Annotated in this window: 12 protein-coding genes and 2 pseudogenes; 7 read left to right on the top strand and 7 right to left on the bottom strand. The window is 71.1% G+C overall.

Annotated elements, in window-relative coordinates; translation table 11 throughout:
- Window positions 1–190 precede the first annotated feature (190 nt).
- The 7 genes and pseudogenes from C6W10_RS12700 (at window position 191) to C6W10_RS38495 (ending at window position 5,485) form a co-directional block, all read left to right on the top strand.
- A complete protein-coding gene (locus C6W10_RS12700) occupies window positions 191–760 on the top strand; it encodes a DUF5987 family protein (protein WP_107258245.1) in 570 nt (189 codons plus the stop codon).
- Window positions 757–2,397 carry a GMC family oxidoreductase N-terminal domain-containing protein gene (locus C6W10_RS12695; RefSeq protein ID WP_107258244.1) on the top strand — a complete coding sequence of 547 codons (1,641 nt, stop codon included), beginning with the start codon at window positions 757–759 and terminating at the stop codon, window positions 2,395–2,397. The genes C6W10_RS12700 and C6W10_RS12695 overlap by 4 nt, the downstream gene beginning before the upstream one ends.
- Before the next feature lie 12 nt (window positions 2,398–2,409).
- Window positions 2,410–3,498, top strand: a complete 1,089-nt coding sequence (locus tag C6W10_RS12690) for a carboxymuconolactone decarboxylase family protein (protein ID WP_107258243.1) — start codon at window positions 2,410–2,412, stop codon at window positions 3,496–3,498.
- Window positions 3,499–3,643: 145 nt separating this feature from the next.
- Window positions 3,644–3,811, top strand: a complete 168-nt coding sequence (locus C6W10_RS37260) for a hypothetical protein (RefSeq protein WP_159079476.1) — start codon at window positions 3,644–3,646, stop codon at window positions 3,809–3,811.
- Between the two features lie 41 nt (window positions 3,812–3,852).
- Window positions 3,853–4,629: pseudogene (locus tag C6W10_RS12685) on the top strand (helix-turn-helix domain-containing protein); the annotation flags it as partial.
- 178 nt (window positions 4,630–4,807) lie between these two features.
- Window positions 4,808–4,954, top strand: a pseudogene (locus C6W10_RS38500) (MerR family transcriptional regulator); the annotation flags it as partial.
- Window positions 4,955–5,110: 156 nt separating this feature from the next.
- Window positions 5,111–5,485 carry a hypothetical protein gene (locus tag C6W10_RS38495; protein ID WP_234359736.1) on the top strand — a complete coding sequence of 125 codons (375 nt, stop codon included), beginning with the start codon at window positions 5,111–5,113 and terminating at the stop codon, window positions 5,483–5,485.
- Here C6W10_RS38495 and C6W10_RS12675 read toward each other — a convergent pair.
- From C6W10_RS12675 to C6W10_RS12645, 7 genes are all read right to left on the bottom strand, one after another.
- Window positions 5,461–6,261 carry a TIGR03084 family metal-binding protein gene (locus C6W10_RS12675; protein ID WP_107258241.1) on the bottom strand — a complete coding sequence of 267 codons (801 nt, stop codon included), beginning with the start codon at window positions 6,259–6,261 and terminating at the stop codon, window positions 5,461–5,463. The genes C6W10_RS38495 and C6W10_RS12675 overlap by 25 nt on opposite strands.
- Window positions 6,262–6,282: 21 nt before the next feature.
- The gene (locus C6W10_RS12670) at window positions 6,283–6,708 is read right to left on the bottom strand and encodes an SgcJ/EcaC family oxidoreductase (protein WP_107258240.1); all 426 of its coding nucleotides are present in this window, start codon (window positions 6,706–6,708) and stop codon (window positions 6,283–6,285) included.
- Window positions 6,709–6,959: 251 nt separating this feature from the next.
- Window positions 6,960–7,409, bottom strand: coding sequence for an SCP2 sterol-binding domain-containing protein (locus tag C6W10_RS12665; RefSeq protein WP_107258239.1), 450 nt, complete (start codon window positions 7,407–7,409; stop codon window positions 6,960–6,962).
- Window positions 7,410–7,571: 162 nt separating this feature from the next.
- A complete protein-coding gene (locus C6W10_RS12660) occupies window positions 7,572–8,543 on the bottom strand; it encodes a nitroreductase (RefSeq protein WP_107258238.1) in 972 nt (323 codons plus the stop codon).
- Window positions 8,544–9,629, bottom strand: a complete 1,086-nt coding sequence (locus C6W10_RS12655) for a hypothetical protein (protein ID WP_107258237.1) — start codon at window positions 9,627–9,629, stop codon at window positions 8,544–8,546.
- Entirely contained in the window at window positions 9,626–10,066 is a 441-nt protein-coding gene (locus C6W10_RS12650) for a DUF4188 domain-containing protein (RefSeq protein WP_107258236.1), read from the bottom strand. Before C6W10_RS12650 ends, C6W10_RS12655 begins: the two co-directional genes overlap by 4 nt.
- A 3-nt stretch (window positions 10,067–10,069) precedes the next feature.
- On the bottom strand, window positions 10,070–11,665 hold the full coding sequence (locus tag C6W10_RS12645) for a phenylacetate--CoA ligase family protein (protein WP_107258235.1): 1,596 nt from the start codon (window positions 11,663–11,665) through the stop codon (window positions 10,070–10,072).
- Window positions 11,666–11,930: the final 265 nt, after the last annotated feature.

Raw genomic sequence — 11,930 nt, 5'->3', positions numbered from 1 at the left:
CGCGGCAGCCCGCGCCAGCGCAACGAAGAAGATGATTTCCAACCCCCGTATCGGGAGGATTGTCGTCTAACGGATCGGATTACGCCGAGCATCCGTGCGCACCTTCTCCGAAACCATTACCGGCCCAGCGGACCGGGCTAATTGGAGCAGGACGCCCACGACAGGCTCCGACACGACAGGAGGGAATGCCGTGCAGCCCGACGAACACGATGCGGGGCCGGCCCGTACAGCCACCATAGAGGCATTCGCCGACACCATCATCCCGGGAGCGAAGCGGTCACCCGACGACCGGGCGGTGGCGGGTGCCGACCCGACCGGAGGCGCGGTGGCGGCGGGCGCCCTCGAACTGCTCGAACAGCCCGGCGGCGGGCTGGCTGAGGCGCTGGACTCGCTGTTCTACACGCTGAACGACCACGCCCTCGAATACGCCGCCGAGCACGGTTTGACACTCGACGACGACGTACCCGCCTTCGTCGCACTCTCCTTCGAGCACCGCACCGCACTGGTACGGCAACTCACCGCACCGGTTCATCCGGAAAAACAGATGTGGGTCGCTCTCGCCCTTTTCAGCAACATGGCATTCGACAGCGCCGCGCACATCAGTACGGCGGAGGCATTCGCCGGGCAACATCCGGGGCTGTTGACAATCGGCTATTTCCGGCCGGACGCCGACGGCCTGCACCGTTTCCCGCAGTACTCGTACGGTCGCGCACTGGCCCCGATCCACCCACAAACCACGGTGACAGGTGATCCAGCATGACAACAGCCACGGAGTCGACGGACATCGTCGTGATCGGCAGCGGTTTCGGCGGTGCCATCGCGGCCTACCATTTCGCCGCCGGTGGGGCCCGAGTCGTGGTCCTGGAACGCGGACCATGGTTGCAGGCCGAGGAGTTCGACCACGACTTCAAGCTGGGGTCGTCGTACACCCGGGTGTTCGACTTCGTCGTCGGCGACGGGATGAGCGTGCTCAGCGGAAACTGCGTCGGCGGCGGCAGCGTGGTCTACTTCGCCACGATGCCGCGGGCGCCCCGGTTCGTCTTCGAGCGGCACGGCAGCATCGGCCGCCGGATGTGGCCGGCCAGCATCACCAGGGACAAGCTCGATCCCTGGTACGACCGGGTCACCGAGGCGCTGCCGGTCACCCGGCAGTCCTGGGACCGGGTGCCGTACGCGGGCGGCCTCTTCGCGGCGGCCTGCGCGCACGCCGGCCGTACCGCCAACCCGCCGCCGTCGGCGGTGGACCTGGACGAGTGCGTGAACTGCAACTGGATGATGGCCGGCTGCCGGTTCGACGCCAAGCGGTCGCTGCTGCTCAACTACCTGCCGGCCGCCGTCGCGCACGGTGCCGCGATCCGGCCGTTGCACGAGGTGCAGCACCTGACCAGAAACGACGACGGCGGCTACCGGGTGCACTACCGGATCGTCGACGCCGAGGACTACCGGATCCTGCACGACAGCGGCACGATCGACGCCAAGCTCGTCGTCCTCGCCGCGGGTGCCGGCGCGACGCCGGTGATCCTGCAACGCTCGGCGGCCACCCTCGGCCCGATGCCGCACGCGGTCGGGAGGTACTTCTCCGGCAACGGCGAGCGCCTCAACACGGCGGTCTTCGACGAGGACCGGGTACGCGAGGTGCTCGGACTGTCCCGCCCGGGCGGCCAGGCCTACGAGGCGTACCAGATCGGCCGGGGCCCGACGGTGGCGAGCTGGGACCGGTTGGACGGCCGGCTGCCGGAGTACGAGCGCTTCTCGCTCGAGCAGTTGTATTTCCCGCCCGGGCTCGGCACCATCCTGGCCCAGGTGCCCGGTGCCACCGGTCCGTCCTGGTTCGGTGTGCAGAAGAAGGAGATGCTGCGGCGCTGGCAGTCCTGGCTGACCATCTTCACGATGTCCGAGGACGACAACGAGGGCGTCTTCGGGCCGCCGCCGGAGACCGGGAACGCACACCGGCTCTCGATGCAGATGCTCGGCGACGGGCCGCTGCGGTACCGGCCGACGCCGAACACCTGGCGCGGCTGGTCGTTGGCGGACGCCGAGGTCAAGGACATCCTGGAGCGTGACGGCCTGGCCCGGGTGGCGCCGTGGACCAACGACCTGGTCGGCGCCTACACGGTGCATCCGCTGGCGTCCTGCCGGATCGGCGACGACCCGGCGACCTCGGCGCTGGACGACCGGCACGAGCTGCGGGGGCATCCCGGCATCTTCGTCACCGACGGCTCGGCGGTGCCGGGTGCGTTGACGGTCAACCCGGCGCTCACCATCGCGGCGCTGGCCGAGCGGGCCATGCCCGGCATGGTGCGGGCCGCCCAGGAGCGGGGTGTCGCCGTGCGGTACGGCGCTCCCGGACCGGGTGCCGACACGGCCTCCCGGGTCGCCATGGCCCGGACGGCCTGACGGGGGTGCGCCGTGGGATCGCTGTTCGCACGCGTCGCGCGCCGGGCGTCCGCGGCGCACATCCGGCACGTCGCCCGGGTCGCACCGGGTAGCGAGACCGGCCTGGTGGCCGAGGTGTACCAGCAGATGGAGGCCGACTTCGGCATGGTCGCACCGCCGATCGGGCTGCACGCGCCGGCACCGGCGGCGCTCGCGGCGAGTTGGCTGATGCTGCGGGAGTCGCTGCTGGCCGGCGGCGTGGTCGACCGGTCGGTCAAGGAGGCGGTGGCGGCGGCGGTCTCGGTCGCCAACCGGTGCCCGTACTGCGTGGAGGTGCACGGGGCGGCGATGGCGGGACTGTCGTCCGGCGCGGACGCGGACGCGATCGTCGCCGGCCGGTTCGACGCCGTCGCCGATCCCCGGGTACGCGAGTTGGCCCACTGGGCCTGGGCGAGCGGGCGACCGGAGGCCGGTGGTCGACCGGTCCCGTTCCCGGCCGAGCAGGCACCGGAGGTCATCGGGGTGGTGGTGACCTTCCACTACCTCAACCGGATGGTCAGTCTCTTCCTCACCGAGTCGCCGCTGCCGCCGGTACCCGCTCCGGCGCTGGGGATGGTGCGGCGGGGCGCCAGGTTCGTCATGGGAACTCTGGCGCGGCGGCGCCCGACGCCGGGTACCTCGCTCGAACTGCTGCCTGACGCGCCGCTGCCGCCGGACCTGTGCTGGGCCGCCGGTCGACCGCCGGTCGCGGCGGCCTTCGCCCGGGCCGCCGCGGCCGTGGAGCACGGCGCGCACGGTGCCGTGACCGCCGAGGTACGAGGGCTGGTGCTGGGCGCGCTGGCCCGGCGGGTCGGCGTGGAGCCGGGGTTGGGCGCGCCGGCCTGGCTGGCGGAGGCGGTCGCGACGGTGCCGGCGAATGACCGACCCGCCGCCCGGCTCGGCCTGCTCACCGCGTTCGCTCCGTACCGGGTGACCGGCGAGCTGGTCGACCAGGTCAGGGGCGATCTCGACGAGGCGGGGCTGATCCGCCTGACCTCCTGGGCCAGCCTCGCGGCTGCCCGGGCGATCGGTGCACGGTTGTGGCCGGTCGAGTCGGCGCCGCCGGCGGGGCGTCACATTTGACGTGGACGTTTCCGGGCGGTGACGACAGGGCTACATCGGTGAAGTAGTGCGCACCGCTATCCGATTTTAACTTCGTGATTGCGGAGCAGATAGAGGATGACGAATCTCAGTGTTGCTGGGAGGCCCTGCTTAAGTTAACCTCAACGTGGCGGAACGCATCGACGAGGGCGAGTGGACTGAAGCGCCGGGGGCATGGAGCTTCGAAAACCCTTCTGTTATCTACCAATCAACTCATGCTGCCGGGCAGCCGACGACGGTAGGCCCTGCTTTCTACCTCTCCGCTGGTTCGACCATTGCCGACACTTTTTGGTGACCGAATCAAGCCCGACATTCGAGTCTTCGGGAGGAGCAGGAGTGGACGACCCCATCGAGCAGGCCGTGGGCCGCGCTATTGCCGCAATGCGCGAGAACCTCGGCGAGCAGCTCACGGTAGATGACATCGCCCGTGCCGCGATGTTCAGCAAGTTTCACTTCACCCGGATATTTCAGCGCGCGACCGGTGTCTCTCCCGGTCGCTTCCTCTCGGCACTGCGATTGCAGCGGGCAAAACATCTTCTGGTGTCGACGTCGCTAAATGTAGCAGACATCAGTGTGCGGGTGGGGTACAACAGCGTGGGTACCTTCAGTACCCGCTTCAGCAGAAGCGTCGGAATGTCACCGACCGCCTATCGCAAGCGCTCCGGATTCGCACCACACATACCCGTCGACCCGTATCTCGGTGTGGACGGACGCTCGTCCGGACGGGTCTCCGGACGGGTCTGGCCGGCTCAGGCGGAGGAGAACAGCCTCATCTTCGTCGGCCTCTTTCCCGACCGGATTCCGCAGGGCCGGCCGGTGCGGTGCGCGATCCTGTCCGGGTGGGGCCAGTACCGATTCGACAGCGTGCCGGCCGGCACCTGGTATCTGCTGGCGCAGGAGGTGACCGGTGACCCGCGCGCGGCGATCGGCGAGCCGGACGGCGTCGACGGGTCGGTCTCGGTCGCCACGAACGGGCCGCTGACCATCGGTCGGGACACCTTCATCCAGGCCGACCTGCTGCTGAAACCGGCGGGGACGCTGGACCCGCCCGTGCTGCTCGCCCTGCTCGACGCCCGGAACACGGCACTGGCCGGCGTGCCGGAGCCGGAACCCGCCCGGGCCGCGGCGACCCGCCCGACCGGAGACGCCGGCTCGGTGGACATCGCCCTACCTGGCAACAACATAAATATCGACGCAAAGGTACGTATTGACGCAACTGATAATCTTGGCGAGCTAAACCAGGTGCGGTGCGGCACCTCTGGAACCACCAGCAACGCCACCGGGGGGCTAGATGCGCATATCCGATCTCAGCCGGCGGACCGGGGTCTCCGTTGCCACGATCAAATTCTACCTACGCAGGGGTCTGCTTCCCAAAGGCGTACCGACCCAGCGGAACCAGGCCGAGTACAACGAGAGACACCTGCACCGGATCCGTCTCATCAGGGCGTTCACGAACATCGGACAACTCGACCTCTCCACCGTCGGCGAGCTGCTCGCAGCCATCGATGACGAAAAGCTGTCGCTTCCGGACCTGTACGAGGTCGTCAACCGGGCCCGTTTCCCGGAGCAGCCGCCCCTGGACGACGTCAAGGGGATGCGCGGCGCGCGCTCCGACGTGGACGGGTTCGTCCAGGAACTGGGCTGGGAGGTCGACCCCGAGGTGGCCGGCAGGCTGGCGCACGTGGTGGTGACCCTGCGCCACCTCGGCTGCGAGTGCGACATGGACTTCTTCAGCCCGTACGCGGCCGCGGCCGAGCGGCTCGTCGTCCAGGAGCTCGATCTGCTCCCGTCGAACTCCGCCAGCACCGACCGGGCCGCCGCGGTGGTACGGATGGTGCTCCTCGACGCCGCGCTGGCCACGGTACGCCGGATGGCGCAGGAGCACTTCGTGGCCCAGCGATTCGACGCGGCGTCATCCGCGACCGGTGAGACCGGCGCGGTGGGTCAGCGCACCGGGGTGGCGAACTGACCGGGGCGGCGCCCCGGGCCGGCCGGCCCGCGGTACGCCTGGGCGATGTCGAGCCACCGGTCGGCCTCCACGCCCGTCGCCGTGAGGTCGAGATCGTCCCGGTGCCGACGCCTCGTCACCAGCAGGCAGAAGTCGACCGCCGCACCGGTGATCCGGTTCTCCCCGTCGGCCGGGCCGAACGTCCAGAGCGTGCCTGACGGCGCGGTCAGCTCGAAGCGCAACTCGACCTCCGGAGTCGGCAGGTCACGCGCCTGGTAGCCGAAGTCCCAGGTGCGCACCGCGAAGGCGACCAGGTGGCCGACCCGATCGGTGTGCTCACGCCGTACGCCGAGCGCGTCGGCGATGTCCTGGCCGTGCCCGAAGAGCTCCATCAGACCGGCCGAGGCGAGTACGGCCGCCGGGAGCGGGCGGACCAGCCACGGCACGACCCGGTCCGGCGGTACGGCCGCGAGCGCCTGCTCCGCACGGGCGCGTTCGGCACGCCAGCGGCTGAGCAGGACGTCCGGCGGCTCGGCCAGGAACTCGGCCATCGCGTGCGTCACGTTCGCGTTGAAGTTGGGACTGAGCTGCGAGGTCATCGCGGTGAACCGCTCCGGGTCCACCACGGCCAGCGCCGCCATCCGGAAGGTGGCGGACAGGTGGGCGACCTGGTGTGCGATCGTCCAACCCGGCGCCGGTGTAGGCAGCGCCCACTCGGCGGCGTCGAGCCCACTCACCATGCGGTCGACCTCGTCGCCCTCCACGACGAGGTCCTGGACCACTCTTGTCTCGGTCATGCGTCTACCGCCTCTCCTGGACTATCGGGCCGGATCGCGCGGGCAGTTGTGGTAGACCGCCAGCAGCCATGCGTCGCCGCGCTTCACCAAGATCCAGGACGCCCGGATGGCCGCCTCGGCGGAGAGTTCCGACTCGCCGGGGGCGAGCACTCCGCCGACCGTCGTCAGCGCGACCGCGCCGGGCGCGAGCGGGACGACCTCGACCGGCTGGCCCGTCACCCGGGTCCCCCGGTAGGCGCCGGCGAATTGCGCCGCCATGAACGAACGGATCTCGTCGCGCCCCTTCCGGTAGACCCCGGGAAGAATGAGCGTGCCGTCCTGGGTGAAAAGCTCGGCGAATCCGTCGGCATCGTGCTTCGCCCAGATTTCCACCATGCGGGCGGGGACTGCGGCAATCGCGGCACGGTCGGCCTCGGCGGCCGTTGTCGCTGGTCCGGTAATCGTCATGCCTCGCCTCACTTCCTGTCGAATCCCTGCGAGTTGCCGAGCCCCTTGGCGGGCGATCTCCTCGCTGGGATCACCCTGGCACGCGGGCCGGGACGGCGCATCTCTGGTCTTGCGGCGTCACCGACCGACCCGACTTCGATGCGGGGCGCACCGTCGCGATCGAAGAAATTGACGTCTGACAATTGCGCACACCAGCAGCATCGCGGTGCCGCCTGGCGGTCCCGACCATGGCGGACCGTCGAAACGTGCGCCTAGACCCGTGGAATGTCGAACAGCTGCGGAAACCTCGCGGTCAGCCCGAGGTCGCCCTTCGACTTGAGCTTTCCCTTCATCGCCAGCGTGACCGGGTGGGCGTTTCCGGTCACCATCCGGAGGAAGTCGACCGCGCCGACGGTCAGCGTCAGCTTCGGCTGCCGCTGCGGCTCGGGCGACAGCGCGCAGGCCCCACCGTCGATGACGATCTCGTAGACGTCCACGGCACCGTCCGGTCCGTCGCCGATCCTCCAGTGCACCACCGCCGACGTACCGCCGGCCCGGTCGCCCCGGAAGACGCCCGGCATCCGCCCGACCACCGTGTCCAGTACCGCCCGGCGCCGGCTGCCGCACATCAGCGTGCGCAGTTCGTCGGTCGGGGTCGCCTTGACCAGCAGGGCCAGCTCACGAGCGTCCAGCGTTGCCGGATCGAGGTCCTCGATGGGCATCTCATCCTCCCGGTGGCACGACCGCACCGGTCGTCACCAGGCCCGGCCGGGGCGAGCCCGCTGCCGGTGGGCTGGTGCGCCGGTGCCTGTCCATCCTGGTCACCGGCGCGGCCACCGCTCATCTCCTGACTTGCTGTCCGCCGTCGAGACCGGAGGCGTCGCCTAACCGGGGTCGCCGAGCCGGCGTGCCGAACGTGCCGACGTACCGGCCGGTCGACCGACCCGGGCGACGTGCACCAGCCGGTCCGGCGGCACCCCGAGCACCGCGCCGAGTACCTCGCGGGTCGGCGGCGCGTCGAGGAGCTGGCTCAGCGGATGCGCCGCCACGCCGGCCGCCGCCAGGGTCAGCCAGACCCGCATCAGCACCCGGCCGAACCCGACCAGACCCTCGTCGTCCAGTCCGGACGGTGCGACGAGGACCAGCACCGCACCGCCGTGGGCCAGCGGGTTTCCGGCGGCCGTGGCGAGCAGCCGGGGCAGTCCCAGCCGGCGCAGCACCGGATACCCGGCCAGCGCCGTCCGCAGCCCGACCGCCTCGGCCCGGGACAGCCCCAGGCAACGGTCGGTGAGCCCGTCGACGTGGTAGCCCGGGTGTGCCGGGGCGAGGCGCAGCCAGGACCGCAGTTCGCCGACGACCGCCGGATCCGCGTAGAGCTGCCGGTCGGCGACCCGGAGCAGCCGGGCCAGCAGGTCGGCGTCCGGCACCACCCGGACCGCTCCGCCGGCCTCCCGGGCCACGGCGTCGGCGGCGGCGACCACCCCGGCCGGCGGGCCCGCCGAGAACACCCCCCGGTGGGTACGCCGAGCGCGCACCTGCGCCGCCCCGAACGGGCTCTCGTAACGGCTTTCGGACTCCCGCAGCCAGCCCACCCGGCGGTCCTCGGCGCAGTGGTCCGGGACGAACCCGACCCGCAGCCCGGCATCGGCGGCGACCACCAGACAGGTCTCGACGAACGCGCCGACCGAGAGCCACAGGTCCCGCCCGGACGGATCGGCCGCCGGCAGCGCGTCCGCCGGATCCCAACCCACCCGGACCTCCGCCGCCCGATGGTCGAGCCGCCACGGTTGGCTGTTGTGCGCGCTCGGCGCCCGCCAGCAGAGCGGCTCCAGCGCCCGGAACGCCGCGACGTCCACCTACAACGCCTTCTCGTAGAAGGTGTACCCGTGCAGCGGCCGGCCGCCCATCCCCCGGAACTGCGCGGCCGAGGCCGGATTGTCCCGCCCCACGTACGTGCTGCGCAGCGTGCCGTACCCGCCGGCGTGCAGGTTCCGGCGCAGTTGCGCGGAGAGCAGCCGCTGGTAGCCGCGCCCCTGGTACTCCGGCAGCACCCCCTTGACGATCAGCACCGCCTCCCGCCGGTAGCGCCGCCGGGTCGCCAGCAGCCGGAGCTGGTTGACCAGATTCAGGTTGCCCCGTACCCGGACCACGAACTCGCTGATGTCGGGGATGCAGAGTACGAAGGCCACCGGCCGGTCCGCCCGGGTCAGGTAGAGCAGCAACGACTCGTCCAGCAGGTACGCCAACCCGTCGGTCTGCCGGCGCAGCTGCTCGTCGGAGATCTCGGTGTAGTAGTCGAGCTGGGCGAAGGAGGCGTTCAGCAGCTCCCGCAGCAGATCGAGTTGCTCGTCGAGCCGTCGCGGATCGCCCCGGTGCACCCGGAGTTCCGGATCGGCGAGGAGCGGATCGGCGCCGGCCGGGGCCGGGGTCACCGGGCAGATCCAGGTGTCCGACTCGAACCGCCGGACGAAGCCGTACGACTCGTAGGCGGTCACGTACCTCGGCGGGTTGTAGGCGCTGTCGACGAAGCCCCGGTCAGGGTAGCCGGAGGTGATGACCCCGCCGGCCTGGTTGGGCAGCAGCGCCACCGGCCCGAAGAGCGCCTCCCGGTCCCCGGCGGCCCGGCCGGCCGCGGTGATCGCCGCGAAGAGCGGCTCCGCCGCCGGGGCGGTGAACTCGGTCAGCCCGAAGAGCTGGTACCGCCGGCCGAGCCTGGCGTCGAAGGCGGCGTCGGTGTGCAGCGTGGTCCGGGCCAGCACCGCACCGGTGCCCGGCTCCCGGAGCAGGTACATCGGCACGCCCTCGCGCCACCAGCGCCGTACCTGGGAATGCGTCGGCGGCACGAAGCGCGGCTCGGCCGCGTACACCCGGTCGGTGAACCCGAGGAAGTCGCCCAGGCCGCGCCGGTCGACGACGCGCTCCAGCGTCGGGGCGGCGGTCATCGCCGCACCGCCGGCCCGGTCATCTCCGTGCCCAGCGGGGTGAAGGTCGGAATGTGCGCCATCTCGGTCGACTCGGCCCGCCAGGCCCCGTTGGAGTAGCCGTCCGGCTCGGCGGTGTAGAGCCGGATGTAGCCGGCGGTCGCGTTCCGGGTGCCGTCGGTCACCCAGGTCATCAGCCTGCGGTGGTGCCGGGACCGGGCGAACCGCAGCATGGCGTCCCGGTCGGCGAAGAACGCGATGGTGCCGAGGGTGAACGGGAACTCCCAGTAGACGGTGTGCCAGCGGTATCCGGACATCCGGCGCAGGTCGCGGACCATCCGGAGCCAGACCGGCCAGAGCCGCAGGATCGCCAGCGGGCCGCGGTAGCGGGTCGCGCCGACGAACATCGCGCCGGCCCGGGCCTGCGCCGGGGCCTGGGAGAAATCCCGGGTACGCATGCCTCAACCTCCCAGCAGGTAGGAGTTCTTGATCTTCTGTTCTCCGGTGAACGGGCCGGTCCCCGCCTCGTGCAGCTCCACCCGCAGCTCTCCGGCGGTCGGGTCCTCGGTCAGCGACTGGGCGAAGTCCCGGGAGACGGCGGCGAGGTGTCGGCGTACCCCGTCCCGGCAGGTCGTGGCAAGGGCGTCCCGGACCGGTCCGGCCAGCGGACGGCGCAACTCCAGGTGCACCACCGGCCGGCTCTCCAGCCCCGCGTCCTCGACCAGCGCCAGCCGGAACCGGCTGATCTCGGCGGCGTACGGGTTGCCGGCGTAGAGGCCGTACTCGACGTCCTGCGGGTAGAGGTTGGCGCCGAGGTAGGAGATGGTTGAGTCGCGCCGGCCGAAGAGCAGCAGCAGCGGCAGGGTCACCCGCTCGCCGGCCTGCGCCGCCCGGCACTCGGCCAGACCCGCCGGGTCGTGGCGGAGCAGGTCGAGAATCCTCCGGTACGGCAACAGCACCGCCTCGTCGCCGACGTTGTAGCGCAGCCGGGGCTGGAGCACGTCCAGGCTGGTCACCGTGCAGAGCAGTTCCCGCCGCTCGTTGGTCTCCAGACAGGTGGCCAACGGGTTGTACTGGAAGACCATCGGCAGCCGCTGCTCCTCCGCGCCGAGCAACGCGCGCCGGAACCCGGCATCCGTCCACAGTCGACGGCGCAGCCAGACCGTGAACGCGGTCTCCGCGCCGATCCCGATGGTCAGGTCCGACGCGCCGTACGCGGACCGTACCCGGAGAAACCGCTCCTCCAGATAGCTCCGCAGCGCCTCGGTCATCCCCTCTCCACCGCAGCTCGCGGAGATCCGGTAACCGGACCAGTCGAAGCCGTCGGCGTCGAGCCGGTCCCGCAGGTGCTTGAGAAACGGCGGGTACGCGGTCACCAGGTAGTCGAAGTCGGGGCCGAACTCCCGGAGCGTGTCAATGATCTTGCCGAGGTCGGGGCCGGTGTTCTTCACCACCGCGATCCGGGCCATCGCGGCGCCGGTGGTCGTCCCGGTCGCCCAGGCACCCATCGAGTAGGCGTTGACGACGAACGGCCGGCGCATCGGGAAGACCAGGTTGGTGTAGCCGGCGATGTCGTGGTGCACCGCGCGCAGTTCCCGCTCGCCGCGCGGCCAGTTGAACGGCCGGCCCGACGAGCCCGCCGACTCGTCGACCACCACACCCCGGGCCGGCAACCGGCCACCCCAGCAGCGCCGGGCGGCGGGGTACGGAACGACGTAACTCTCCTTGTCCGTCTCCGGAAAATCGGCGAGCCGGCGGGGTACCCGCACGTCCACCGTGGCGGATCGGCCGCGCAGGAAGGACCGGTACGCCGGTACGTCCAGTGCGGCGAGCGCGCAGACCGCCCGCGCGTTCACCGCGGCGAGCCGGTCGAACAGCGGATGGTACCGGCCGGCCAGCCAGCGCCAGGACGCCGGATGTCGGAGGGCGAGCCGGAGCACGGCTGTGCCGAGCCGCCCGGCGCAGGACAGGCGTACCCGGTGCCAGCGCTCCCGGAGGGTAAGCCCCGCCGGCGCCAATGTGGACGGCGCGGGGTACCGGCGCAACGTCTCGGTCATCACAGCAGTCTCGGCCGACCCGGCCACGCGTACCTGAGCCGTGGTGCCGGCCGGCCGCTGAGTACCGGTACCCAGAGCCGGCCGCCGGGTCGGGCGGGCTGGTGGGTTGCGCTGATCGGGTTAGTGGGGGGTGTGGGTGAGGAGGTGGAGGTTTCGGGTGGTGGTGGGTTCGGTGAGGTGGGTTTTGGTGGTGTGGTCGGGGTTGAGGAGGGTGAGGTGGTGGGTGTTGCCGGTGCGGGTTCGGATGCATCCGAACCCGCACCGG

The organism is Plantactinospora sp. BB1, assembly GCF_003030385.1.
GTDB lineage: Bacteria > Actinomycetota > Actinomycetes > Mycobacteriales > Micromonosporaceae > Plantactinospora.
This window is presented reverse-complemented; position numbering and strand designations above follow the sequence as displayed.